The organism is Streptomyces winkii (assembly GCF_032248595.1).
GTDB lineage: Bacteria > Actinomycetota > Actinomycetes > Streptomycetales > Streptomycetaceae > Streptomyces > Streptomyces winkii.
The window spans coordinates 568,209-594,396 of sequence record NZ_JASTTH010000006.1; the positions used below are offsets into that span (position 1 = coordinate 568,209).

The 26,188-nt window shown below is 70.3% G+C and carries 16 protein-coding genes; 7 read left to right on the top strand and 9 right to left on the bottom strand.

Annotation, left to right across the window (positions count from 1 at the left end):
• The first annotated feature begins 17 nt into the window (after nt 1-17).
• From QQM67_RS21345 to QQM67_RS21355, 3 genes are all read left to right on the top strand, one after another.
• Nucleotides 18-1,448 (top strand): ABC transporter substrate-binding protein, encoded by a 1,431-nt coding sequence (locus QQM67_RS21345; protein WP_314175581.1) that lies wholly within the window; start codon nt 18-20, stop codon nt 1,446-1,448.
• A 282-nt stretch (nt 1,449-1,730) separates the two neighbouring features.
• Complete coding sequence (locus QQM67_RS21350) at nt 1,731-3,008, top strand: carbohydrate ABC transporter permease (protein ID WP_314175582.1); 1,278 nt, start codon at nt 1,731-1,733, stop codon at nt 3,006-3,008.
• Nucleotides 3,005-3,961 carry a carbohydrate ABC transporter permease gene (locus QQM67_RS21355; RefSeq protein WP_314175583.1) on the top strand — a complete coding sequence of 319 codons (957 nt, stop codon included), beginning with the start codon at nt 3,005-3,007 and terminating at the stop codon, nt 3,959-3,961. Before QQM67_RS21350 ends, QQM67_RS21355 begins: the two co-directional genes overlap by 4 nt.
• Before the next feature lie 73 nt (nt 3,962-4,034).
• Here QQM67_RS21355 and QQM67_RS21360 read toward each other — a convergent pair whose 3' ends face one another.
• Nucleotides 4,035-5,003, bottom strand: a complete 969-nt coding sequence (locus tag QQM67_RS21360; protein ID WP_314175585.1) for a class I SAM-dependent methyltransferase — start codon at nt 5,001-5,003, stop codon at nt 4,035-4,037.
• 385 nt (nt 5,004-5,388) lie between these two features.
• Here QQM67_RS21360 and QQM67_RS21365 point away from each other — a divergent pair, with 385 nt between their 5' ends.
• A complete protein-coding gene (locus tag QQM67_RS21365; protein WP_314175586.1) occupies nt 5,389-8,070 on the top strand; it encodes a glycosyltransferase family 4 protein in 2,682 nt (893 codons plus the stop codon).
• On the opposite strand, the gene QQM67_RS21370 is transcribed toward QQM67_RS21365, so the two are convergent.
• From QQM67_RS21370 to QQM67_RS21385, 4 genes are all read right to left on the bottom strand, one after another.
• Nucleotides 8,028-10,361, bottom strand: a complete 2,334-nt coding sequence (locus QQM67_RS21370; protein WP_449657453.1) for a hypothetical protein — start codon at nt 10,359-10,361, stop codon at nt 8,028-8,030. The two genes, QQM67_RS21365 and QQM67_RS21370, sit on opposite strands and share 43 nt — an antisense overlap.
• Before the next feature lie 200 nt (nt 10,362-10,561).
• Nucleotides 10,562-15,580 (bottom strand): NAD-glutamate dehydrogenase, encoded by a 5,019-nt coding sequence (locus tag QQM67_RS21375; RefSeq protein ID WP_314175590.1) that lies wholly within the window; start codon nt 15,578-15,580, stop codon nt 10,562-10,564.
• A 514-nt stretch (nt 15,581-16,094) separates the two neighbouring features.
• Nucleotides 16,095-16,772: an HAD family hydrolase gene (locus QQM67_RS21380; protein ID WP_314175592.1), complete on the bottom strand. Its 678-nt coding sequence runs from the start codon at nt 16,770-16,772 to the stop codon at nt 16,095-16,097.
• 148 nt (nt 16,773-16,920) lie between these two features.
• Complete coding sequence (locus QQM67_RS21385; protein WP_314175593.1) at nt 16,921-17,433, bottom strand: DUF6912 family protein; 513 nt, start codon at nt 17,431-17,433, stop codon at nt 16,921-16,923.
• A 401-nt stretch (nt 17,434-17,834) separates the two neighbouring features.
• Between QQM67_RS21385 and QQM67_RS21390 the strand changes: the two genes are divergently transcribed.
• Nucleotides 17,835-18,422, top strand: coding sequence for an Rv3235 family protein (locus tag QQM67_RS21390; RefSeq protein WP_314175594.1), 588 nt, complete (start codon nt 17,835-17,837; stop codon nt 18,420-18,422).
• 102 nt (nt 18,423-18,524) lie between these two features.
• On the opposite strand, the gene secA is transcribed toward QQM67_RS21390, so the two are convergent.
• Nucleotides 18,525-21,353 (bottom strand): preprotein translocase subunit SecA, encoded by a 2,829-nt coding sequence (gene secA / locus QQM67_RS21395; protein WP_314175596.1) that lies wholly within the window; start codon nt 21,351-21,353, stop codon nt 18,525-18,527.
• A 239-nt stretch (nt 21,354-21,592) separates the two neighbouring features.
• Between secA and QQM67_RS21400 the strand changes: the two genes are divergently transcribed.
• Together QQM67_RS21400 and QQM67_RS21405 are read left to right on the top strand one after the other, a co-directional pair.
• Nucleotides 21,593-22,189 (top strand): GNAT family N-acetyltransferase, encoded by a 597-nt coding sequence (locus QQM67_RS21400; protein ID WP_314175597.1) that lies wholly within the window; start codon nt 21,593-21,595, stop codon nt 22,187-22,189.
• 114 nt (nt 22,190-22,303) lie between these two features.
• On the top strand, nt 22,304-23,476 hold the full coding sequence (locus QQM67_RS21405; protein WP_314175598.1) for a winged helix-turn-helix domain-containing protein: 1,173 nt from the start codon (nt 22,304-22,306) through the stop codon (nt 23,474-23,476).
• 58 nt (nt 23,477-23,534) lie between these two features.
• On the opposite strand, the gene QQM67_RS21410 is transcribed toward QQM67_RS21405, so the two are convergent.
• The 3 genes from QQM67_RS21410 to QQM67_RS21420 all read right to left on the bottom strand — a co-directional run bounded on the left by QQM67_RS21410 (nt 23,535) and on the right by QQM67_RS21420 (nt 26,138).
• A complete protein-coding gene (locus QQM67_RS21410) occupies nt 23,535-24,287 on the bottom strand; it encodes a response regulator transcription factor (RefSeq protein WP_314175599.1) in 753 nt (250 codons plus the stop codon).
• Between the two features lie 139 nt (nt 24,288-24,426).
• Complete coding sequence (hpf, locus tag QQM67_RS21415; protein WP_314175600.1) at nt 24,427-25,122, bottom strand: ribosome hibernation-promoting factor, HPF/YfiA family; 696 nt, start codon at nt 25,120-25,122, stop codon at nt 24,427-24,429.
• Nucleotides 25,123-25,382: 260 nt separating this feature from the next.
• A complete protein-coding gene (locus QQM67_RS21420; RefSeq protein ID WP_314175601.1) occupies nt 25,383-26,138 on the bottom strand; it encodes a ComF family protein in 756 nt (251 codons plus the stop codon).
• Between the last annotated feature and the right edge of the window lie 50 nt (nt 26,139-26,188).

Below are 26,188 nucleotides of genomic sequence, written 5' to 3' on the forward strand. Positions count from 1 at the left end.
TGGGGACGGCGGGAGCTATGCGTAATACGGTTCGTGCGACTGGTGCATCGGGCACCGGGAGCGACACCAGTATCTTCAGCAAGACCGGCACCACCAGGGCGGCCGCACGTGGCGCGGTGGCGCTGTGCGCCGTCGCAGCCCTGTCGCTGACGGCCGCCTGCGGCGGCGGGGGCAGCGAGGACAAGGGAGAGGGCGGCGGCTCTTCGCAAGCCGAGAAGAGCACCGTGAAGCTGCCCAAGCTCAAGGGCGAGAAGCTTCAAGTCGCCGCCGTCTGGACGGGCGACGAGCAGAAGAACTTCGAGAAGGTCCTCCAGGCCTTCGAGAAGCGGACGGGTGCCGAGGTGAAGTTCACGCCCACCGGCGACAACGTGGAGGCTTTCCTCGGCTCCAAGATCGAGGGCGGCGCACCGCCGAACGTCGCGATGCTGCCCCAGGTCGGCGTGCTCAAGCAGTTCGCGGACAAGGGCTGGCTCAAGGAGCTCGACGCCGGCACCAAGGCCGAACTCGGGAAGAACTTCTCCAAGGGCTGGCAGGATCTGGGCGCCGTCGACGGCAAGCAGTACGGCGTGTACTTCAAGGCCGCCAGCAAGTCCTTGATCTGGTACAACACCGCCGCGTACAAGAACGCGGGCGTGGGCGAGGCGAAGACCTGGGACGAGTTCATCAAGAACTCCCAGACGATCGCCGATTCGGGCGTCGAGCCTGTCGCCGTCGGCGGTTCCGACGGCTGGCCCCTCACCGACTGGTTCGAGAACATCTACCTCTCCCAGGCGGGCCCCGAGAAGTACGACAAGCTCGCCGAGCACAAGATCAAGTGGACCGACCCCTCGGTCAAGAAGGCGCTCACCACCCTCGCCGAGCTGTTCGGGAAGAAGGAACTGCTCGCCGGCGGCAACAAGGGCGCGCTCCAGACCGACTTCCCCGGTTCCGTCTCGAAGGCTTTCGACTCCACCGACAGCCCCAGTGCGGCAAGCGTGTTCGAGGGTGACTTCGTCGGCATCAACATCGCCAAGGACACGAAGGCGAAGATCGGAAAGGACGCCAAGGTCTACCCGTTCCCCGCGGTCGGCGGAGACGCCCCCGTCATCACCGGTGGCGACGCCGCTGTGGTGCTGAAGGAGGGCAAGGCCACCAACGCTCTGATGACGTTCCTCGCGTCTCCCGAGGCCGCAGCCGTCTGGGCCCAGGAAGGCGGATACCTGTCGCCGAACAAGGCGCTGGAGAACTCCGCTTACCCGAACGCCGCACAGCAGAAGATCGCCAAGTCCCTGGTCGCGGCAGGCGACGACTTCCGCTTCGACATGTCCGACCAGGCCCCGGCCGCCTTCGGCGGCACCAAGGGCGAGGGTGAGTGGAAGGCCTTGCAGGACTTCCTGAAGAACCCGAAGGACGTAGCCGGCACGCAGAGCGCCCTCGAGGCCTCCGCGGCCAAGGTCTTCAAGGACTGACGAGCAGCGACACGACCGCCTGTGCCGGACCCGCCGTTCGCGGCTGGTCCGGCACAGTGGGCACCGCTCGCATCCAGCCACCTCCAACCCTGGGAACACCAGGGCCCGGACAAGGGACACACTGTCATGCCCACCCCAACCCCCTCCCCGCCGACGGACGAACCACCAGGCACAGGTGAGACTTCCGGCACCGCAGCCGGCGGGACGACGTCGATCACGGCAGCCGGCGACGCCGCCTCCGCACCCTCGGGTCCGAGCCCGGCGCCTGCGAGCGTCTCCGTGATGCGCGCACGGCCCGGAATCGCCTTCACGTTCTTGATGCCCGCGCTGGTGCTGCTGGGCTTGCTCGTCGTCTACCCGATCCTGTACTCGATCTTCCGCAGCACCTTGGACGCCTCCGGGTCGAACTTCGTCGGATTCGGCAACTACGCCGAGATCTTCACCGACGAGGACACCCTGATCGCGCTCAAGAACAACCTCGTCTGGATCATCGTCGTCCCGTCCGTGTGCACGGCTCTCGGGCTGATCTTCGCCGTACTGACGGAACGGGTGCGCTGGGGCACGGCGTTCAAGTTGATCATCTTCATGCCGATGGCGATCTCCATGCTCGCCTCGGGCATCATCTTCAAGCTCGTGTACGAGCAGGACCCGGACAAGGGCGTCGCGAACGCCGTCTGGGTCGGCGTGCACGACACCTTCGCCGAGTCCTCCGCCTGGCCCGGCGCCCGCCCCCGGCCCAACGCCGATCTGGCCAAGTCCGGCGGAGGCGCCTTCACCACCAAGTCGGCGGTCTCCGCGTCCGGTCCGGCCGATCTCGCGCTCGTCGGCGTCCCGCCGAAGGACGTGGCCGGTGCGGCCCCCGCCAAGTCGGCCAAACCCGACGCCGGCAAGGTCACGGGCACCGTCTGGCTCGACTTCGCCCCCGGCGGCGCGGGCAAGCCGGACGTCATCGACAAGAAGGAGAAGGCGCTCAAGGGCATCAAGGTCGAGGCGGTCAAGGGCGGCAAGGTCGTCGGCACCGCCGAGACCGCGGCCGACGGTACGTTCTCGCTGCCGTCGGCGGCCGACGGCGCCAAACTCCGCCTGCCCGCCTCGAACTTCGCGGCGCCGTACAACGGCATCGACTGGCTCGGCTCGACTCTGGTCACCCCTTCCATCATCGGTTCCTACGTGTGGATGTGGGCGGGCTTCGCCATGGTCCTCATCGCGGCCGGACTCGCGGGCGTGCCACGTGAGTTGCTGGAGGCCGCGAGAGTCGACGGCGCCAACGAGTGGCAGGTCTTCCGCAAGATCACGGTGCCGGTGCTGGCTCCGGTCCTCGGCGTCGTCGTCGTCACGTTGATGATCAACGTGATGAAGATCTTCGACCTCGTCTACGTCATCGCTCCCAGCGCGAGCCAGAAGGATGCCAACGTGCTCGCCCTAGAGCTGTATCTGTCGTCATTCGGCACGAAGTCGAACCAAGGTGTCGGCAGTGCCATCGCCGTCATCCTGCTGCTTCTCGTCGTACCGGTGATGATCGTCAACATCCGCCGCCTGCGAAGGGAGTCACGCCGATGACCGCGGTCAGTGCGGCCCAGCCCGAACCCGCCGCTATCGACTCCCCGAAGCCTTCGGTGCCGGAGGGACAGAAGAAGACGTCCGTCGCCTCCCGGCTGGTCACCCTGACCGGCCACTGGGCAGTGCGGCTGGGACTGGTCGTCGTCGCCCTCCTGTGGCTGATGCCGACGGCCGGTCTGCTGAGTTCGTCGCTGCGCAGCCCGGAGGACATCTCGCTCTCCGGCTGGTGGGAGATCTTCGACTTCAACTCCAGCTTCCCGTGGGTGCTCGACGCGAGTCAGTTCTCGACGGTGAACTACGACGCTCTGCTCACCAACGACGTGGTGACGAACTCTCTCTTCACCACGATGATGATCACGGTCCCGTCCACGGTGACGGTCGTCGTCATCGGCGCACTCGCCGGATACGCCTTCGCGTGGCTCGACTTCCCGGGCCGCGACTGGTTCTTCCTGCTCGTCGTGGGACTGCTCGTGGTCCCCGTGCAGGTGGCTCTGATCCCGATCGCCAAGCTGTTCAACGCCCTGGGGCTCTTCGAGACCACGGCGGGTGTCGTCATCTTCCACACGGCCTTCGGTCTGCCGTTCGCGATCTTTCTTCTCCGTAACTTCTTCGGTGAGATCCCCCGCGAGCTGCTGGAGGCCGCCCGTCTCGACGGTGCGGGCGAGGTGCGCCTCTTCACCCGCGTGGTGATGCCGCTCGGCGGTCCGGCCATCGCGTCGCTGGGCATCTTCCAGTTCCTGTGGGTGTGGAACGACATGCTCGTCGCGCTGATCTTCGCGGATTCCGGCAATCCGCCGATCACGGTCGCCCTTCAGCAACAGGTCCGCCAGTTCGGCAACAACATCGACGTGCTGGCGCCGGGCGCCTTCGTATCGATGATCATCCCGCTGATCGTCTTCTTCGCGTTCCAGCGTCAGTTCGTCTCGGGAATGATGGCCGGCGCGGTGAAGTAGCCGCCGTACGACGGCAGTTCAACGCGACGCGGAAGGAACACGACAGCACAGACGCGGGGGCCGCCCCCGCCGGTCACCTGTCCCGGGTGCCTCGCAGCATCCGGGACAGGTGACGTGAGACCACCGGCGGCAGCACCTCACGAGCGGCCTTGCGGGAGAGCGCGGAGAACGAGCCCCTTCCGCGACGCCCGCCGCCCTGCTCGAACTCCCCTGCTCCGGCCCCGGACTTGGCGTACCGGGAGCGCGGCAGCGGCGGTATCGCGGCCTTGTCCGCCCCCACCAGCAGCAGCCGCTGCCCCGCCACGTCCTGCCACTGCAACCAGCAGTCGCCGCGCTCGCGCAGCGCCGCGTGCAGCTCCTCCTGTACGGGCTCGGGGTCGCCCCACGTCCCGTAGAACTTCTGGGCGCTGACGCACACGGGCCGCAGCCCGTCCTCCAGCACGGCCTGCCACGTCGCGCACGCGACGCCAGGCGTGTGCGACGAGCGGTAGTCGTCGAGGACGACGATGCCGTCGCGTATCAGCGTGCCGCGCGCGGCCGCTATGTCGGGACGCACGTGCTCGTAGAGGTGGGACGCGTCGACGTGCACGAAGCGGCAGCTGCCCGCCGTGACTTCGCCGGGAACGACGGACGTCGGCGCGTGCAGCACACGCGGCAGCTCGTCGTGGAAGGAGAGGAAGTTGCTCTCGAACCCCCGCCGGGTCAACGTCGAGTACGAGCCGCGCATCTCGCGTTCGTTGCTCTCGGTCGGCGCCTCGGAGCCGAAGAGATCGCACACCGTGAACGTCTCACCCGCCTCCAGATACGAGCGCAGCATGATCGCGCTCTTGCCGAGATAGGCGCCCATCTCCAGCAGGTCGCCGCGCTGTTCGAGCCTGCGCTGCCGGGAGAGCAGCCAGTCGAAGAGCACGATGTCGGTGTTGTAGAACCAGCCGCGCACGTCGCGGAAGGAGCGTGGCCGCGGCAGCGGGTCTTCCGTGTCTGCCGTGACGGTTCCGTTGGCGTCCTCTGTCCCGGCTCGGGTCGTGGAGGTGGAGGTCATGGAGAGGGCTCTCCTTGTACGGCGGAAGGGCGGAACGTAGGCGCCGGAACCGGAGAATCCGCAGCATCCGGTGAAACTCCGCAGGGTCCACAGCACCCACCGCCCTGTATATGAGTCCCCCGCCCCTGCATGCACGTCCTCAGGGCGCCTGCGAGCAGGGCTTCCGCCGACCGACGTCCCGTGTCCACCGATGGTTCAGCCGGTGTTGGGGCCGGGCGCACGAAGCGGGGACGGCCGCCGCCGGCAGCGCGCCGACGCGTATCGGCTCCCCGAACACGTCGAGTTCGCCCCTGCTGGCTATTTTCAGATCACCTATGGACAATACTGCCGATATGGGGCATTTCGGATGCCAGTTTTCGAGCAGCACCTGTGAGGAACAGGCCAGATGAAAATCGCTTTTCTGCTGGACAATGCCTACGGAATCGGCGGAACGATCCGCTCCACTGTGAATCTCTCCCGGGCGCTTGCCGATCGCCACACGGTCGAGGTCGTCAGCCTCCGCCGCACGGTCCGTGAGACCTCCCTCTCCTTCGATCCGCGGGTCATCATGACCCACCTGCTGGAGCTGCGCCGGACCGAGCGCGGCTTCGACGGCGACGACCCCCGCTTCCGCGAACCCAGCCACCGCTTCACGGAGGGCGCGGACCACCTGGAGCGCGGAGTCTCGACGCGCCTGGGCGACGTACGCGTCGAGGAGTTCCTGCGCGAGACCGACGCCGACGTCGTCATCGCCACCCGCCCCAAGATCAACGACTATCTGGCGGCGTACGGCAGCGACCGCTATCTGCGCATCGGCCAGGAGCACCTCACGCACGCCATGCACAGCGAGCATGTGCGGTCCCATCAGGACGCGGCGATTCCGCTCCTCGACGCCTTCGTCACCGTCTCCTACGCGGACGCCGAGAACTACCGCGCCGCCATCACCGGCAGCGGCACCGAGACCGCCGAGCGCGACGCCCTCATCACCTGCATCCCGAACGCCGTACCGGCGGTGGACGTCGAACCGTCCGACGGCGAGAGCAAGCTGATCGTCGCCGCCGGGCGGCTGATCAAGGTCAAGCGCTACGACCGTCTGCTCAAGGCGTTCGCGCTCGTCTCGCAGAGGCACCCGGACTGGCGGCTGCGGCTGTACGGACGGGGGCGGCAGCAGGCGGCGCTGCGGGCGAGGATCGACAGCCTCGGCCTCTACGACAGGGCGTTCCTCATGGGGCCGCACGCCCCCATCGAGGCCGAGTGGGCCAAGGGTGCCATCGCCGCCGTCTCCTCCGACGCCGAGTCCTTCGGAATGACGCTCGTCGAGGCCATGCACTGCGGGGTTCCGGTCGTCAGCACGGACTGCCCGTACGGGCCGGGAGAGATCATCAGCAACGGGCAGGACGGGCTGCTCTCGCCGCTCGGCCCGACCGAGAAGGACAGCGTCCGCGCATACGCCGACGCGCTGACGCAGCTGATCGAGAACCCCGAACTCCGGTACCGGATGAGCCAGGCCGCGATGGAGAAGGCCGCCCGCTATTCGCCGGAGCGCATCGCGGGCGAGTACGAGCAGCTCATCGAGAAGCTGCTGGAGCAGCGGCGGAACAGGGGAGCACACCCCGACCGGATCAGAGCGGGGGCGGGCGCGAGCGCGGAGGCCGGAGCGGATGTGGGTGCGGGCGCGGGGACTTCCGGGCCGGGCCACGGACCGGCCGAGGTCCCGGCGCCCGTCGGGTCCTCCGCCGGTGGCGCCGCACCGGCCCCGCCCATGGCCGCGGCGGGGGCCGGGCCGGAGCCCGCGCTCGCGGCGGACTCCGCGCAGTCCGCGGCCGGTTCGGAGCCGGGCCCGGAAGCCCCCGCCGTACTGGCGTCCGCGTCCGCGCCCCAGCGCCCGGACGGCCATGGTTACGGGCACGGGCACGCGCCCGCGCTCGCGCTCGCGGCCCCGTCGAAGCAGAGCCCGAGCCCGGCCGCCCCGACGCCGCCCCCGTCCCGCCCCTTTCGCCGCTTCGCCCTTCGCGTCGCGGGACCCGTGCTGCGTCCTGCCGTACGGGCCTGGCGGCGCCGGCGCAACGCGAACCGTCCCGCCGCGAAGCTGCGCCGCCCGCTCGCCCGCACCCGCGTCGCCACCGACGGTTCGCTCGTGATCAACCTGCTCGCGAAGCGCCTGCCGAAGACGCCGTCCGTGCTCGTCGTACGCTCGCGCCGCGACACCGGAACGCCGCACCGCATCCCGCTCCCGCCGCGGACGGAGGCTGTGCACGGCTGGGTCGAGGTACGGCTCGAACGCACCGTGCACCCGCTGACGGAGGACCGCTGGGACACGTACGTCGAGCGGATCGCGGACGGGAAGCGCAAGCGCATCCAGTCCGAACTCGTCGAGACCGCACGGCTGCTGTCGATGCCCGCGCCCGTCGACGGCAGCGGCGTGCTCACGCCCTGGGTTCCCTACACCACCCTCGACGGGTACCTGGCCGTGCGCGCGTGGCACCGCGCCGGGCACGCGGAGGTCACCTCCGTCGAGCTGGGGCACGAGAGCTGCACCGTACGGGCGGAGCTGTACGGACGGGCCGCGCAGGCGGCGAAGACGGAGGGGAGCACGGTCCTCGCCGTCTCCCGCTCCAAGTCCGAGCCGGACTTCGAGCTTCCCTTCGAACTCGCCGCCGGGCTGGTGCCGTCGCTCTCCTTCGAGCTTCCGTACGAGCTCCCGGCCGCTCTCGACTCGGGGAACCTCAAGGGCGTGTGGGACCTGTGGCTGCGCACCGGCTCGAAGGACGCGCCGCGCGTGCGCTTCGGCCGGCTGCTGGGCGACCTCGCCGACCGCAAGAAGACCGATCTGGTGCCCCGCGTCCGGCTCGGCGAGACGGAGACCGGGGTGTGGTTCTACTTCTCCCTGGTCAACGATCTGGTGGTGGCGTTGCAGGCGCTTCCCCTGGAGAAGCCGCCGGAGCCGGCACCGGTCAAGGGCGCCGTGGCGGCCACCTCCGCGGCACCGGGCGCGAAGGGCCGGAGCACGACCGCCCGCGGCGCGAGCGGCAAGAGCGCGAGCGGTCAGAGCACCTCGTCCTCGCCGGGCGCGTCCGCCGGCAGCTGACCCCCGGGCCCGCCGGACGGCTCCACCGCCGCGTCCCACGGTTCCGCCGCGGCACCGGACGACTCACGCACCGCGGCCGCCGCGGCGCCGCTGCGCACCCGGTGCGCCTCCGCCTCGGCGCGCAGCGCCTCCACGGCCCGGCCGAAGCGGACAGCGGACGGCGGCTCGTCCGGCCCCAGCAGATACGCCTTGAGCTCCACGCGAGCCGGACGCAGCACGTCCGCGTCCGGCTCGCGGACCGACCGCAGCAGAGCGGGAACGCCCTCCGCGTCCGGTGTCAGGATCGTGGCCGCGCGTACGGTCGGGAATCCGGCTCTGAACTCCTCCTCCGGCAGCCCCGTGGTGTTGACCACCGCGTACGGCTTCTCGCTGCTGAGATAGTCCGACACCACACTGGAGACGTCCGAGACGAGCAGATCGGCCTGGTTGAAGCACGAGTAGATGCCCGGCCGCCGCTCGGAGAGCACGAGATGCTCCGCGGGGTCGCACGACCGCCAGAAGCACTCCTCCCAGGCCTCGACCGCGTCCAGCACCGTCGCGGCGGACGGCCATGCTCCGGCGTGCTGCCGCAGCATGCGCTCCGCCTCGTCGGCACCGCGCCCGGACGGCGGCCCGTCGAGCGCCTCCAATTCGGCCTGGCGCCGCTCCAGCTCCGCCGCGGCCTCCGCCCTCGCCGCCCCGGTCTCCGGGCCGCGCGTTCCGGCCCGCCCGCGTACGTCTGCCCGCGCGGGCGCGTCTGCCCGCCTGCGTGCGTTGGCCTCGGCGATCTGCTCGCGAATGCGCCGGTCCACGTCCTTCACCGCGGGATCGACCGAACCCGTCATCGGATGCGGCTTGTAGAGCAGCCTGACCCGCTCGTCCGCGAGCAGCGCAGCCACGATGCGCTCGCCTGCCGCCGGCAGCGACGTGTTGCCCGGATCGTCGGTCCAGCCCTCCCAGGTGGGCGCGTACAGCACGGTGACGGGTTCTCCGGGTGCCGGAGGACCGGCGTACGGGCGGATCGGTTCCAGCTGGGGGCGGCCCACCTCCACCACGTCCTCGTCGCGGACGCCGATGCCCGCGAGGCGGTAGCGCTCGCGGGCGGCGGGTCCGGCGACCCAGACCTCGTCGTAGGCCTTGGCGTACGGATTGCAGGAGGAGAGCTTGTCGCTCTCGCCGTGGTTGATGAACGCGTGCTTGATCGTGGGGATGCGCAGTACGTGCGAGGTCTTGCCGGAGTTCGCCGGGTGCAGCAGTACGGGCAGAGCGGAGTGTTCCAGCCGCATCAGATGAGCCATCTTCGGGATGCAGATGATCGGCACGTCCGTCGCGTCGATCTTCTGCACCATGAAGCGTTCGCGCAGCACGATCAGCGGACGCCCCGGCAGCCGCCCGAGCGTCGGGAGCCACATGTTCGCCTGATACGCCGAGGAGTTGCCTCCGGAGAAGTACATCCCGACCGTCGGCCGGTACGCGGCGAGCCAGCCGTCGAGCCAGGCCAGCACCTCCTCCTCCCCGGCCGGGCAGCGTGCCGGCAGCAGCCTGCACGCCAGGTGCGCCACCCCGGCGAGCAGCACCGCCCAGCACACGAGCGCGACCAGCGCGCCCCAGCGTGCGTTGCCCGTCACCGCGGTCGCCGCCGACCCGGCGGTGACGAGCGCCGTGCACAGCAGCAGCCGTGCCGCGCCGCCCCGCCCGAAGAGCGGCGGCGGTGCGGGGCCGATGCGCAGCGCGGAGGCGTCGATGTTGCGCGTGACGACGGGCAGCCGGCGCGACGCGCGTACGCGGGCCGCGACCGCCTGGCACACGAAGTGCGTCGCCCAGCAGCCCAGCATGGCGACCAGCAGCCATGCCGCGTAGTGGAAGGGACGCAGCGCGTCGAGCCGGGCCAGCCCGCCGAGGAGGAGGCCGTCGCGGAGCAGCTGCCGTACGGGGTGGTGAAGCTGTGCCCTGGCGAGGCTCCGGGCCAGTGCCGCCCTGCGGACCAGCAGCCATGTCTCGGTGAGGATGCCGAGCGCGGCTCCGGCGACGGCGAAGGCGGCCGACGCCAGCAGGAGGCCGAGCAGCTGAAGCAGATATCCGGCCGCCAGCAGGGCCAGCAGGGCGGCCGCCGTCGCCGCGTAGCGCGGAATCCGGCGGCCTCCCGGAGTGGACGGGGGCGCGGACGCCGGGGTGCCCACGGGCGAGGACCCGGGCGCCGAGTCGGCGACGGATGCGGGCGCGGCCCCGGGTGCCGAGGACCCGGGCGCCGATCCCGACCCGGCGCCGGATGCGGGTGCTGAAGCCGAAGCTGCGTTGGACTCGGTACGCATGGGCCTCCCCTGCGGTCCCCTCCAGTGAAGACCTGCGGCGGGCCGCGTGCGCCCTGGGTACGGCCGAACGCGTGCACCCGCGGCCCGCCGGGCCGTGCCGGACGGGGCCGGGCACACATGCGGCGGTCCCCATGCGGGTGACCGCACGGGGACCGCCGGAGCTCCGCCGCCCGCCGCCGGGCGGCCGGTGGTTCAGCGGTTCAGCGGTTGCTGCGCAGCAGCGTCCGCATCGTCCGCATCGCGACGGAGAGGTTGGCCAGGTCGAAGGTCTCCGACGCCTGGATCTCGTCGAGGGTGGCGCGGGCACGCGAGAGGATCGTCGCGTTCTTCGCCTCCCACTTCTGGTACCGCTGCTCGGGCGTCGCCGTGCCGTCGCCCTCCGAGAGCACGTCCGCGGCGATCAACTGGTGTGCGGCGTACAGGTCTTCGCGGATCGCCGCCCGCGCCATGGACTGCCACCGGTCGGCGCGCGGCAGTTCGCTGACGCGCTCCTGGAGCTGCGTGATGCCGAGGCGGTCCGCCAGGTCGTGGTAGACGGCGGCCACGTCGAGCAGCTGTACGCCCGTACGGTCCGCGACGGCGACCACGTCCAGCCCGGAGAAGGCGGCGGAGAACCCGGCCACCCGCAGGGCCAGTTCGGCGGGGACGCCCGCCGCGTCCAGCCTGTCCAGGATCGCCTGGTGCCAGACCCGGTCGTCGCCCTTGAGGAGCTTGGGCAGCTCGTCCCACACAGTCGACACCCGGTCGCTGAACAGCTCGATGGTGTCGGCGAGTTGGAGCGGCTGCGGGCGGTTGTTCAGCAGCCAGCGCGTGCCGCGCTCGACGAGACGGCGGGATTGGAGCCTGATGCTGGTGAGCACGTCGGCGGCGACGACATTGTCCAGCGCCTCCACCTCGTCCCAGATCTCCCCGAGCCGGAAGATCGTGCGGGCCGCGGTGTGCGCACGCGCGATCTCCTCCGTGGACGCGCCCGTCTCCTCCTTCATGCGGTGCACGAGCGTCGAACCGCCGCTGTTCACCGTGTCGTTGACGAGCAGCGTCGTGACGATCTCGCGGCGCAGCGCGTGACCGATGATCTCCTCCGGGAACCGCTCCCGCAGCGCGCGCGGGAAGTACGCGTGCGCGAGCTGCTGGACGTACGGGTCGTCGGGGAGCGTCGTGCCGATCAGGTCGTCCGTCACCGTGATCTTGGTGTAGGCGAGCAGCACGGCCAACTCGGGCTGCGTCAGGCCCTGACCGGCCGCGAGCCGCTCACGGATCTGCTTGTCGCTGGGCAGGAACTCCAGGGCCCGGTCCAGCTTGCCCTCCTTGCCCAGGCGGCGCATGTGGCGGTGGTGCGCCTGGAGAAGGCTGGGAGCGACCTCGACGGAGTTGGCGAGCGTCACGTTCTGCGCGTAGTTGTTCCGCAGGACCAGCTCGCCGACCTCGTCGGTCATCTCGGACAGCAGGGTGTTGCGCTGCTTGAGCGTCATGTCGCCGTTGGCCACGACCGCGTTGAGCAGGATCTTGATGTTCACCTCGTGGTCCGAGGTGTCCACGCCCGCGCTGTTGTCGATCGCGTCGGTGTTGACCCGGCCTCCGTTCACCGCGAACTCGATACGGCCCAGCTGGGTCAGGCCGAGGTTGCCGCCCTCGCCGACGACCTTCACCCGCAGGTCCTGGCCGTCCACGCGGATCGCGTCGTTGGCCTTGTCTCCGGCGTCGGCGTGCGTCTCCGTCGACGCCTTGACGTACGTACCGATGCCGCCGTTCCACAGCAGGTCGACCGGGGCGGCGAGGATGGCCCGCATCAGCTCGGCCGGAGTGACCTTGCCCGCCTTCGACTCGATGCCGAGGGCCGCCCGCACCTGCGGCGTGACGGGCACGGACTTCGCGGTACGGGGATAGACGCCGCCGCCCGCGGAGATCAGCGAGGTGTCGTAGTCCGCCCACGAGGAGCGCGGCAGCTCGTAGAGGCGGCGGCGCTCCGCGTACGACGTGGCCGCGTCCGGATCGGGGTCGAGGAAGATGTGCCGGTGGTCGAACGCCGCGACCAGCCTGATGTGTTCGGACAGCAGCATGCCGTTGCCGAAGACGTCGCCGGACATGTCGCCGACGCCGACCGCGGTGAAGTCCTGCGTCTGGGTGTCGTGGCCCAGCTCGCGGAAGTGCCGCTTGACCGACTCCCACGCGCCGCGGGCCGTGATGCCCATGCCCTTGTGGTCGTAGCCGGCGCTGCCGCCGGACGCGAAGGCGTCGCCGAGCCAGAACCCGTACGCCTGCGCGACCTCGTTGGCGATGTCGGAGAACGTGGCGGTGCCCTTGTCGGCGGCGACGACGAGGTACGTGTCGTCCTCGTCGTGCCGGACCACGTCCTCGGGATGCACGACGTCGCCCGCGACGAGGTTGTCCGTGATGTCGAGCAGGCCCGAGATGAACGTCTTGTAGCAGGCGACGCCCTCGGCCAGCCACGCGTCCCTGTCCGCCGCCGGGTCGGGGAGCTGCTTGCAGACGAAGCCGCCCTTGGCGCCGACCGGCACGATGACCGTGTTCTTGACCTCCTGCGCCTTGACCAGGCCGAGGATCTCCGTACGGAAGTCCTCCCGCCGGTCCGACCAGCGCAGCCCGCCGCGCGCGACCTTGCCGAAGCGCAGATGCACGCCCTCCACACGCGGCGAGTACACCCAGATCTCGTACTCGGGGCGGGGCGCGGGGAGATCGGGGATGGCCTGCGGATCCAGCTTGACCGACAGATACGCGTGCGGCCCGGCCGTCGGGTCCTTCGCGCCGCCCGCCCTGCTTCCCGCGCCGGTGCTCTGGAAGTAGTTGGTGCGCAGGGTCGCCCTGATGACGGTGAGGAAGGAGCGCAGGATCCGGTCCTCGTCGAGGCTGGCGACCTGGTCGAGCGCGCCGTCGAGCTCCTCCAGCAGCCCGTCCGTCAGCTCGTGCCCCGCGCGCGAACGGCTCGGGTCGAGGCGGGCCTCGAAGAGGTTCACCAGCAGGCGGGTCGTGTGCACGTTGTGCCGGAGGGTGTCCTCCATGTACGTGGGGCTGAAGGTCGCTCCGGCCTGCCGCAGATACTTCGCGTACGAACGCAGCACCATCGCCTGCCGCCATGTCAGACCGGCCGACAGGACGAGCGAGTTGAGCCCGTCGTTCTCCGCGCGGCCCGTCCAGACGGCGGTGAACGCGTCCTGGAAGCGCTCGCGTGCGTCCTCACCGAGGCCGTGGGCGTGGGAGACGGGCATGCGCAGACCGAAGTCGTAGATCCACGCCTTGCTCTTGTCGCTGCAACGCAGCTCGTACGGACGCTCGTCGACGACCTCGACGCCCATCGCCTGGAGCGCCGGAAGCACGGCCGAGAGCGAGACGGGCTCACCGATCCGGAAGATCTTGAATCTGCGCTCGCCCGGGCCGGCACCGACCGGCTCGTACAGGCTCAGCGAGAAGTCGGGGGCGCCTTCCTCGGCGCTGGCGAGCCTGTTGAGGTGCTGGAGGTCCGCCACGGCGGCGCGCGGCGGGAAGTCCGCCTTGTACCCCTCGGGGAAGGCGTTCGCACTGTAGAGGTGGCCCAGCTCGGCGGCCTGTTCCTCGCCGAACTCGGCGTTCAGCGCCTCCATGTAGCCGTCGGCCCACGAGCGGGCGGCCTCCGCGAGGCGTGCCTCGATCCGGTCGGCCTCGGCGTCCGTCAGCTCGGGCAGCTGCGCGCCGGGCTTGAGACGGATGACGAAGTGCAGCCGCGTGAGCACCGATTCGGTGTTCCAGACGCTGAAGTCCACGTTGGCGCCGCCGAGTTCCTCGGTGAGGATCTCGGTCAGCCGCAGCCGGACGGTCGTCGTGTAACGGTCACGCGGCAGGTAGACGAGCGCCGAATAGTAGCGCCCGTACTCGTCCTTGCGCAGATACAGGCGCAGCTTGCGGCGCTCCTGGAGGTAGAGCACCGAGGTGGCGATGGAGCGCAGCTGGTCGACGGGGATCTGGAACAGCTCGTCGCGCGGGTAAGTCTCCAGGATCTGGAGCAGGTCGCGGCCCGCATGACTGTCGGGGGCGAACCCCGCGGACGTCAGCACCTCCGCGACCTTGCGGCGGATGACGGGGACGCGGCGCACCGACTCCGTGTACGCGGCGGAGGAGAAGAGGCCGAGGAAGCGCCGCTCTCCCACGACGTTGCCCTCGCTGTCGAACTTCTTCACGCCCACGTAGTCGAGATACGAGGAACGGTGCACCGTGGCGCGGCTGTTGGCCTTCGTCAGCACCAGCAGGCGGTGCTCGCGGGCCTTCGCGCGGGCGTCCGCGGGCAGTCGGCTGAAGGACGGCGAGACCGGGTGGCCCTCTTCGCTCTCGGTGTGCTGCGGGTCGGAACGCAGGATGCCCAGCCCGGTGCCCGGGACGGGCGTGAGCGTCAACTCCTTGTCGCCGTCGGGGACTTCCTCCGACAGCTCGTACTCGCGGTAGCCGAGGAAGGTGAAGTGGTCGTCCGCGAGCCAGCGCAGCAGCTCCCGGGACTCCTCGACCTCCTGGGCGGGCACGTCGGGAGCGGCGGGCTCGGTGTCCAGCTCCTCGGCGATCTCCAGCGCGGCGCTGTGCATCTTCCGCCAGTCCTCGACGGCCTCGCGCACGTCGGACAGGATGCGCAGCAGATCGTCGTTGATCTGCTTGAGGTCGTCGCGCTCGGTCTCGCGGTCGATCTCTACGTGGATCCAGGACTCGGTGACCGCGTCGTGCGGCAGCTCCCGCGCCTCGGCGGGCCGTTCGCCAGGGCCCTGGACGGGCTTGTCGCGCCCGGCGTCCAGCACCTCCAGCAGCTTCCCCGTGACGTCGCGGCGCACGATCATCTGAGGGTGGATCACGACGTGGATGCCGCGGCGCTGGCGTGACAGCCCGTTCGTCACCGAGTCGACGAGGAAGGGCATGTCGTCGGTGACGACCTCGATGACGGTGTGCGTGCAGGTCCAGCCGTTCTCGTCGACCGACGGCGTGTGCACGCGCACGTTGGCGGTGCCCTGCGGCCGCTCCTGCGCCAGGCGGTAGTGCGCGAAGGCCGCGCCGAGGATGTCGACCGGGTCGCGGTCGGTGAGGTCCTCCGGCGCGGTGTGCAGGTAGTAGCGCTGGAGGAACGCCCTGAGCGCTCCGTTCTCGAGACCCCGCGCCGGGTGCTGACCCCCGGCAGGGCTCTCTTCAGCTACCCGGGCGGCTTCCTCCAGCCGCTCGGCCTTTGCTTCATCCAGCTTGGTCTGCATGTCCTGTGGCTCCTGTCGCGCGCCGTTGCGTGACGTGAATTGGCGGGGGCTCGTGCGGACACGGCATCGGAGCGCGGGGTGACCGCCCGGGGCTCTGCGCGTGCCGTGGAAGACGACCAGCCGCGGCCCTGGCGCTGTCGCGCAACGGGCACCGGACGGGGGCCGCGTCGCCCCCGCGAGATATCGCGCTGATCACGCCCGTAGGCTACAGCCACCGGGCCGGGGGCCGTCATAGACCTTATGTGTACAAAATCAGGGGTTGGTCTTGGACGGACTGGACAGCAACGACCGCCGCTCCAGCAGGTACAGGCACGCCCCGTGCGCCCGACGCTCCGCCCTGCCTCGCTTCTCACCGCCCGACTCCCTCGGCTCGCTCGGACATTGCGGCCCCGGCCGCCCCGACTGCCTTGCGGGCGGCTGCCGTTGGGGCACGGGCCGCCCGGCCGCCGGGAGTTCGGGCCGCGGGACCGCTGCGCCGCGGCCCAAGCTGTCCCTGCTCTTCCCGGCCGTCCCGTCAACCCGCTATGCGCTCCGCCGTCTCGACGGCCTCGGCCAGGGTGTCGACCACCGGCACACCGGCCGATTCGAGGCTCCTCCGGCTGTGCGAGCCGCCGGTGTAGAGCACCGCGCGCGCACCTACGTGCCCCGCGGCCAGCGCGTCGTCGACGGCGTCCCCGATGACCACCGTGTGCTCCGCCTCGACGCCGTCGAGCGAGAGCAGGTGCCGCGCCATCTGCTCGGCCTTGCCGCGACCGGTGGGCCCCCTCGCCCCGTCGACCCGTACGAAGTGCCCGTCGATCCCGTGCGTCCGCAGCAGCGGAACGAGCCGGTCGTGCGGCGCGAGCGAACACAGGGACTGGGTGCGTCCGTCGGCCACGCGGCCCGCGAGCAGTTCGGCGGCCCCCTCGGCGAGACCCGCGTGCCGCGCCTGCCGCCAGTAGTGCCGGTGGAACGTCTCGTCCATCACCTCCCACTCCTCCTCGCTGGGCAGCCGGCCCATCAGCCGCTCGTAGAACCGCGGGACGGGGACGCAGTACAGCTCCCGGTAGCGCTCCAGCGTGATGGAGGGGTGTCCGAGCTCGGCGAAGGCGGCGTTCGTGGCGTCGATGACGGCGTGGATGTCGTGCAGCAGCGTGCCGTTCCAGTCCCAGACGATGTGAGCGGATCGTCTGTGCGTGTGTCCCAGACCCATGGATACGACGGTACGTCGGCGGTCTGACAACGCGATACCGGATTCGGCCGTCCTGACCCGTCGCAGGTCACACGCCGCGAGCGCTTCTGGGTTTCGCCGTCGTGGGGGTCCGTGGCAGCTCCGAGCCCACCGCCGTACGGGCTCCGCGTCAGCCGGGCAGGTGCGGGATCTCCTGGGTCGCGTACCAGAGGAGCTCGTGGTCCTCGGCGCCGTCCACCGTGAACCGGGCGTCCTCGTCGCCCATGTCGGCGGCGCCGAGGGCCTCGGCCGCGGCGGTGACGTCCGCCTCCGCCTCGTCGGAGTCCATGTGCACGGCGGCCGCCTTCGACAGGGGCAGCGGCCCCTCGACCTTCACCTCTCCGAGGAATTCGCGGTCCAGCCCGTGGTCGGGGTCGAAGGACACGGCGCCGTCCGCGACGTCGAGTGCCACGACCACGCGACGCCGGGGCGCCTCCGGCCGGCCCGCGAGCAGCCGGAGCGACGCCTGGGCGGCGCGGTTGAGCGCCGCGTACTCCAACTCCTCGCTGTCGTCGGAGAGATACCACTCACGCAGCCCCGGCGTGACCGCGTAGGCGACGGTGCCGCCGCGCTCCGCCGCCAGCTCGCCGGCCCGGTGCGCCTCGCGCAGCGCTGGGAAGGTCAGAGGCACGTAGACACGCATGGGCTGCCGCTTTCGTGTATCGCCGGAGGGTCTGCCACGTCAGGATACGGCCCGTACGGACGAGGCCGGCCACGGAGCCGTCCCACGAAGTCGCAGGTGAGGCGGGTCGGTCGTCAGCCTCGTTCCGCTTCTCATCCTGATAGGTGAACCGTGCGGGCGGCCCGCCGCACCACTGGTCACGCGTTGCGACGAGTCGATCACGCGGATACAACCGTGAGCGAAGCTACCGCCCGGTAAACACGGCCGCGCGGCGGGCTTCTCGCAACGCACGCATCACCTCTCGTCAGTTCTCGTCAGTTCTCGTCAGTTCTCGTCGCCACTCGTGGCTACTCGTCGCTACTCGTCGCTCACTGTTCGTTTCTCCTTGCTACTCGTCACTTCGTCACTCATCGGGGGACCTCATGGACACCACGCCCACACCGCCCGCAGCCGCCTCTCCGCGGAACCACCGCGTCCCCGCGCACAAGGCACCGCCGGGACGCCGCGATCCACGGCGCCCGGAGACCCGCCGCACGGACACGCGGCACACGGAGACCCGCCGGGCGCGCCCCGCACCCTCCCGGACCGCCGCCTCCCCGTCCGCTTCGGCGCTGCGCGCGGCGGCGGCGAGGGAGCGGGAGCGGCAGCCGCCGTTCTGGTTCGCGAGCCGGCTGGTGCTCGTCCTCAGCGGCCAGCGGCCCGTCCACACGCTGCTGGGACACGTCCGCGGCGCGGCGTACGAACAGCTCTCCGGCCTCGCCTCGCACGCTCCCCTGCGCCCGCGCGGAGCGGACCGTACGACCCCGGCCGTGCTGGACGCGCGGGGCAGCCGCCCCCGTGACGGCGTGATCGAGGCGTTCGCGCGCATCGTCTCCGGCGACCGGCAGCGGGCCATGGCCTTCCGGCTGGAGCTGTGCCCGGACCGCCGCTGGCGCTGCGCGGCGGTCGAACTCGACGGCCAGCCGTCCGGTCGGCCCCGGCCCGGAGACCCGCAGAACATGAGCCGGTGAACGGACCCGTGAAGCGGTACGGGCCGGGTCACCGCCCCGATGGAGCGGCGGGCCCGGCCCGTACCGTCGCATGCGCCGACGCCTCCGCGGCGGCTCAGCGCCCTACTTCTTGCGGCGCTTGCCCTTCTGCGCCTTGCGGCGCTCGGCCCTCGTCAGGCCGTCGGCCTCGGAGCGGATCGGGCCGCCGTTGCCGGTCTCCAGCTCGCCCTCCTCGACGCCGCCCTCGGCGGTCGGCGCGGAGTAGTGGAGCCTGTCCGGCCGCTGCGGGGCGTCCAGCCCCTTGGCGCGGATGGCGGGAGCGGAGCCCATCGCGGCGCCCGCGGGCACCGCCTCCTGCGGCTCCTTCTCGAGCGAGGCCTTGGCCGGCTGCCGCTCCTCCACGGGGACCTCTTCGACCTGCTGCTCGACCTGGACCTCCAGGTTGAACAGGTAGCCGACGGACTCCTCCTTGATCCCGTCCATCATGGCCTGGAACATGTCGAAGCCCTCGCGCTGGTACTCGACCAGCGGGTCCTTCTGCGCCATGGCGCGCAGGCCGATGCCTTCCTGGAGGTAGTCCATCTCGTACAGGTGCTCACGCCACTTGCGGTCGAGCACCGAGAGCACCACGCGCCGCTCCAGCTCACGCATGATCTCGCTGCCGAGCTCCGCCTCGCGTGCGTCGTACTGCTCGTGGATGTCGTCCTTGATGGAATCGACGATGAACTCCGCGGTGATGCCCTCGCGTTCGCCCGCGGCGTCCTCCAGCTCCTCGACGGTCACCTTCACCGGGTAGAGCTGCTTGAAGGCGCCCCACAGCCGGTCCAGGTCCCACTCCTCGGCGAAGCCCTCGACCGTCTCGGCCTGTACGTACGCCTCGATGGTGTCGTCCATGAAGTGGCGCACCTGCTCGTGCAGATCCTCGCCCTCCAGGACGCGGCGGCGCTCGCCGTAGATGACCTCGCGCTGCCGGTTGAGCACCTCGTCGTACTTCAGGACGTTCTTGCGGATCTCGAAGTTCTGCTGCTCGACCTGGGACTGGGCCGAGGCGATCGCCCTGGTCACCATCTTGTTCTCGATGGGGACGTCGTCCGGCACGTTCGCCATCGCCATCACGCGCTCGACCATCTGCGCCTTGAACAGACGCATCAGGTCGTCGCCGAGCGAGAGGTAGAAGCGGGACTCGCCCGGGTCGCCCTGGCGGCCCGAGCGGCCGCGGAGCTGGTTGTCGATACGGCGCGACTCGTGCCGCTCGGTGCCCAGCACGTACAGCCCGCCGAGCTCCTTGACCTCGTCCACGTCGTCCTTGACCGACCGCTCCGCCTTCTCCAGGGCGGCCGGCAGGGAGGCCGCCCACTCCTCGGCGTGCTCCACCGGGTCCAGACCGCGGTCGCGCAGCTCCTTCTCCGCCATGCCCTCGGCGTTGCCGCCGAGCTTGATGTCGGTGCCGCGCCCGGCCATGTTCGTCGCGACGGTGACGGAGCCCTTCCGGCCCGCCTCCGCGACGATCTGTGCCTCTCGCTCATGGTTCTTCGCGTTGAGCACCTGGTGGCGTACGCCGCGCTTGTTGAGCTGCTCCGAGAGGTACTCGGACTTCTCGACCGAGGTCGTGCCCACCAGGATCGGCTGGCCCTGCTCGTGCTTCTCCGCGATGTCGTCGACGACGGCGTCGAACTTGGCGACCTCGGTGCGGTAGATCAGGTCGGCCTGGTCCGCGCGGGCCAGCGGGCGGTTCGTCGGGATCGGGACGACGCCGAGCTTGTAGATCTGGTGGAACTCGGCGGCCTCCGTCATGGCCGTACCGGTCATGCCCGAGAGCTTCTCGTAGAGACGGAAGAAGTTCTGGAGGGTGATCGTGGCGAGAGTCTGGTTCTCGTCCTTGATCTCGACGCCTTCCTTGGCCTCGATCGCCTGGTGCATGCCCTCGTTGTAGCGGCGGCCGGCGAGGATGCGGCCCGTGTGCTCGTCCACGATCATGACCTCGCCGTCCATGACGACGTAGTCCTTGTCCTTGTGGTAGAGCTCCTTGGCCTTGATGGCGTTGTTCAGGTAACCGACCAGAGGCGTGTTGACCGACTCGTAGAGATTGTCGATCCCGAGCCAGTCCTCGACCTTGACGACGCCCGCCTCGTGGATGCCGACCGTGCGCTTCTTCTCCTCGACCTCGTAGTCACCGGTCTCGGGCTTCTGCGTACGGGGGTCGCCGGCTTCGCCCTTCTCCAGGCGCTTCACGAGCTTGGCGAAGTCGCTGTACCACTTCGTGGCCTGGTCGGCGGGGCCGGAGATGATCAGCGGGGTGCGCGCCTCGTCGATGAGGATGGAGTCGACCTCGTCGACGATCGCGAAGTTGTGGCCGCGCTGGACCAGTTCGTCCTTCGACCAGGCCATGTTGTCGCGCAGGTAGTCGAAGCCGAACTCGTTGTTCGTGCCGTAGGTGATCTCGCAGTTGTACTGCTCGCGCCGCTCCGGCGGCGACATGTTCGCCACGATGCAGCCGACCGTCAGGCCGAGGAAGCGGTGCACGCGCCCCATCCACTCGGAGTCGCGCTGGGCGAGGTAGTCGTTGACCGTGATGATGTGCACGCCGTCGCCCGAGATGGCGTTCAGATACGCGGGCAGGGTGCCGACCAGGGTCTTGCCCTCACCGGTCTTCATCTCCGCGACGTATCCGAGGTGCAGCGCCGCGCCGCCCATGATCTGGACGTCGTAGTGACGCTCGCCGAGGACGCGCTTGGCCGCCTCGCGTACGGTCGCGAAGGCCTCCGGCATCAGGTCGTCCAGGCTTTCGCCCTCCGCGTACCGCTCCTTGTACTCATCCGTGAGGGCCCGGAGCTCCGCGTCCGACAGGTCCACGAAGTCCTCTTCGATGGAATTCACCTGCCGCGCGATGCGGTCCAGCCTGCGCAGGATCTTCCCTTCACCTGCGCGCATGAGCTTGCCGAAGACGGACACTTAGGGTGGCTCCTTGCCGGTCGAACCTGGCACGGTCAGTGCGCGGACACGGCGATACGGTCGCCGCCGCACCGGCCATCGTATGCGAGGGACGTACGCCCCTGTACCCCTAACGGTCCGGAGCGCTGGAAGGTGCCGGATCGGGGCCCCCGACCGGGGCCCGGCGGGGTGGCGCCGCCCGGGCGGGGCGCCGGAAACAACGCCGGGCCCGTGCCCGGCGCCGGAGGCACAATCACTCCATGGAGCCCACCACCCTCACCACCGAACGCCTGCTGCTGCGTCCCTTCGACGAACGGGACGTGGAGGCGGTGCAGGCCGCATGCCAGGATCCGGAGATCGTGCGCTGGATACCCGTGCCGGATCCCTACGGGCGCAAGGACGCCGAGGAGTTCGTGTTCGGCGTCAGCCCGGCGGGGTGGCGCGAGGACACCATGTACAACTTCGGGGTCTTCACGAAGACGGGCACCCTGGTCGGCTCGATGGGGCTCGTACGCCTCGCCCAGCTGCGCACCCCCGAGCGCCAGGCCGAACTCGGCTTCTGGACCGTCAAGGAGCAGCGGGGGAAGGGCTACACGGTGGAGGCGGGCCGCGCGGTGATCGACTGGGCGTTCTCCGGTCTGAAGGCGGAACGGCTGGAGTGGGTGGCGGAGGCGGGGAACGTGGCGTCCCGGGCGGTGGCCGTGCGACTGGGCTTCGTGATGGAGGGGACGCAGCGCGCGCGGATCGTCCAGCGCGGGACGAGGAGGGACGCGTGGGTGGCGACGCTGCTGCCGCTGGATCTGGGGCAGGGGATGGAGACGCCGTATCTGCCTGCCGGGGGTTCCGCGAACCGGTGAGCTGGTGCCCGTCGGTCCCGTGGTCCGGATTCCGCGAGCCGGTGCGCCGGGGGTCCGTGGTCCGCGTCGGTCCGCCGGGCCGGGATGTCGGTGGGGGCGTCTATCGTCTGCCGCATGACGACTCCGGAGATCTCGCTCTCCGCCGACGAGGCCCGGCGCGTGGCCCTGTCGGCGCAGGGGCTGCTGGGCGCGCCGGGCCGCCGGGCGGGGGTGCGCGGGGTGCTGCGCCGGCTCGGCGCGGTCCAGTTGGACACCATCTCTGTGCTCGCGCGCTCGCACGAGCTGGTTCCGTACGCACGGCTGGGCGCCGTCGGCCGCTCCGCCGTCGAATCGGCGTACTGGACGGGCGGTCACAGCTTCGAGTACTGGTCGCACGCCGCCTGCATCCTGCCCGTAGAGGAGTGGCCGCACTTCGCGTTCCGGCGCCGTGAGCGGCGGGCCCGCGGGCACCGCTGGCACATCCTGGAGGACCGGGACCGCGCGTGCGCGCTCGTACGGGACAGGCTCAAGGCCGACGGTCCACTGACGACGACCGAGCTGGGCGGCGGGAAGAACGGCGGCGAGTGGTTCGACTGGTCGGAGACGAAGATCGCCGTGGAGTGGCTGCTCGACACCGGCGAGGTGGTCTGCACAGAGCGGCGCGGCTGGAAGCGGGTCTACGACCTGGCCGAGCGGGCCATCCCCGGCGAGCTTCTGCACGACGACATCGACGACCACGAGTGCATGCGGCGCCTCGTGGCCCAGGCCGGGGCGGCGACGGGGGTGGCGACGCGCTCCGACCTCGCCGAGTACCACCGGCTCAAGGGCCAGCAGGTGGAGGCGGTGCTTCCGGACACCGGCCTGGTTCCCGTACGGGTCGAGGGCTGGGGGAAGCCCGCCTGGGCGGACCCGGCCGCGCTGGAGGCGGCCCCGCGCGGGCGGCACCGCACGACGCTCCTCTCGCCCTTCGACTCGCTGGTCTGGGACAGGCCGCGGACGCAGCGGATATTCGGCTTCACGCACCGGCTTGAGGCGTACGTGCCGAGGCCCAAGCGGATACACGGCTACTTCGCGATGCCGCTGCTGGCCGGCGGCAGGCTGGTGGGCCGGGTCGATCCCGGGCGCGAGGGCACGACGCTGCTGGCCCGGCAGGTCTCCATGGCCGGACGCAAGGCGGTGGCGCCGATGGCCAAGGCGCTGTGGGAAGCGGCGTCCTGGGTGGGCTGCGACGAGGTGCGGGTGGGGCGTTGCGACGACGCCGAGCTGGCGGATGCGCTGGCTCACGCCCTGACGGAGGGGCCGAGCTGACGGAGGCAGTCGTACGAGACCCTGCGGTACGCGGCGTGCGCCGTGCCCGCGCCGCGCGTCAGCGGATCTCCAGGATCTTCTCCCGCATCGCGTAGACGACGGCCTCCATGCGCGAGTGCAGCTGGAGCTTCTCCAGGATGTTGCGCACGTGGTTCTTGACGGTGTTCTCGCTGATGAACAGTTCCTTCGCGATGTCGCGGTTGTTCATGCCCGTCGCCACGAGCTTGAGCACTTCGAGCTCGCGGTCGGTCAGCTTCGGAGCCGGCACCAGCTTGCTCTCGTCGGTGCGCTGAATCATCGACTTGAACTCGGTGAGCAGCTTCGCCGCCATGGACGGGCTGATCTGGGACTGCCCGTCGGCCACCGCGCGGATCGCCGCCGAAACCTCGTCCGTGGAGATCTCCTTGAGGAGATAGCCCGTGGCTCCCGCCTTGATGGCGTCGTAGAGGTCGGCCTCTTCGTCGCTGATCGTCAGCATGATGATCTTCGCGCTCGGGGCCACCTCCTTGATGGAGGTGCACGCCTCGATGCCCCCGCGCTTCGGCATGCGCACGTCCATCAGCACGATGTCGGGCAGCAGATCGGCGGCCTTCTCCACGGCCTCGGCCCCGTCTCCCGCCTCGCCGACGACCTCGATGTCCTCTTCCTGGGCGAGAACGATCTCCAGCCCACGCCGGAAGAGTTCATGGTCGTCCACGACGAGCACACGGATCGGCTCCGGCTGCTGCCGCTCATGCGGGGCGCCGTTCTCCGCGACCCGTACCGGGTGCGCTTCTGGCATGGGCATCACCGGCCCGAAGCTTTCCGCCATCAATCCTCCCCCTGAAGGCTATGCCGCGCCAACCGCGCTGCACAGGGCACAGGTTGACGAGTGAGGCCATAATTCCACGTTCGCGCCCCCGGCCGAGTCCTCGACCCGGCCGGGGGCGCGTCCTGGGCGGTTCCGAGGGTCAGCCGCCGAGGGCGCCACCCGCTTCAGGAGGCGGGTCCACTGCGAACGGATCCGGGTCGAGGTGGATCACGCCGTAGTCATAGCCGTGGCGGCGGTAGACCACGCTCGGCTGCTTGGTCTCGGAGTCGACGAAGAGATAGAAGTCGTGGCCGATCAACTCCATTTCATAGAGAGCCTGGTCCAAAGCCATCGGCGCTGCGGCGTGGGTCTTCTCACGGACGACGAGCGGCCCGTCGCCCTGAACCTCCAACGGACCCACCCTCGTGGTCATCGGCTTCTCTTCCGTCTCGGCCGGTGCGGGCGCCGCAGCGGCGTCGAGCTGTCCGTTGAGTTCTGCCGCGAGGTGTGCGGTGGCCGCCGCCACGCTCATCGGTGTGCGGCTTCCGCCACGGTGTACCCGGCGCTTGTCGTGCTGCTTGCGCAGCCGTGCCTCGAGCTTGCCCGCTGCCAAGTCCAGCGCAGCGTAGGGATCGGAGGCCGCCGCCTCCGCACGAATGACCGGCCCGCGAGTGCGGAGGGTGATCTCCACCCTCTCGGAACGGTCGGCCTGCCGGGGATTGTGTTCCTTGCACACCTCGACATCCAGGTTGATCACCTTTCCGTCAAGTTTTTGGATCTTCGCCAGCTTCTCGGCCACGTGCTTGCGGAACCTCTCCGGCACCTCTGTCTTGCGGCCCTTGACGACGATGTCCACGCAGAACTCCGTTCCCGGAGCACTCCATAGCGATGCGGAGTGCGTCCTTTGTGCACTGACACCGGAGGCGGGGCCTGACTTCTGCCGCCAGCCTCCGGAACCTCGGCTTGCGACTTTCACCTCCTTCTCCCCCTGGGGGAAGATCGTCACCCCACCTTTGAACGTACCTCCACTCGCGTACGCTGGGCACCCCCTACTGGCACGTACCTACGTTCAGGTATCAATTCGCGCCAACGCCCCCAAAGATTGCTGGATCTCTGCTAGCAGCATGCAACTTTCCAAGGTGCCACCGACGACTTCGGCCGGAACGCGACCACGGCGGCGGCACCGGCCCTGCGCGCCCCCTCCGCGACGGCGCGAGCCGCCTCGGCCAGCGACGCACCCGTGGTCATCACGTCGTCGACCAGCAGCGTCTCCCCTCCGGCCAGCAGCCGTGCGCTGCCCGGCACCAACTCCAGCGCGCCGCCGAGGTTCGCCGCCCGCTGCCACGCGGTGAGACCCGCCTGATCCGCCACCGTGCGTCGCTGCCGGAGCACCGTGAGTACCCGGGCGGGCAGCCCCTCCCCGCGCAGCTCGCGGGCCGCCGCCATGGCGATCCGCCGCACCGGATCATGGCCGCGGCCGGCCACCGAGCGCCGCGCCGACGGCACCGGCACGAGCGTCAACGGCCCGTCCATCTCCCCCTTTCCGGCCGGACCCCGCATACGTACGAGGGCCTCGCGCACCGCCGCGGCCAGCAACTCCCCCAGCGGAGCGGCCAGTCGCAGCGCACCGCGCTCCTTGTGTGCGAGCAGCAGCGCCCGCGCCTCGTCCGCGTACGACACGGCCGCATACACGTGAGGCAGACCGGACGGCGCCGGGGTCGGCCACACCCTGCGCGGCACGGCACCCGCCAGCACGCTCGCGCACCGTGCGCACAACTCCCCGCGCACCCTCGGCACTCCGCACCCGGCGCACGCCGACGGCAGCACGAGACCTGCGAGTTCCCGCCGGAGCTCCTGCCACAACTCCCGCATGGCGCAACTGTCCCAGCGGCGCAGAGCGCCCGCCAGGCCTGTGGAAAACT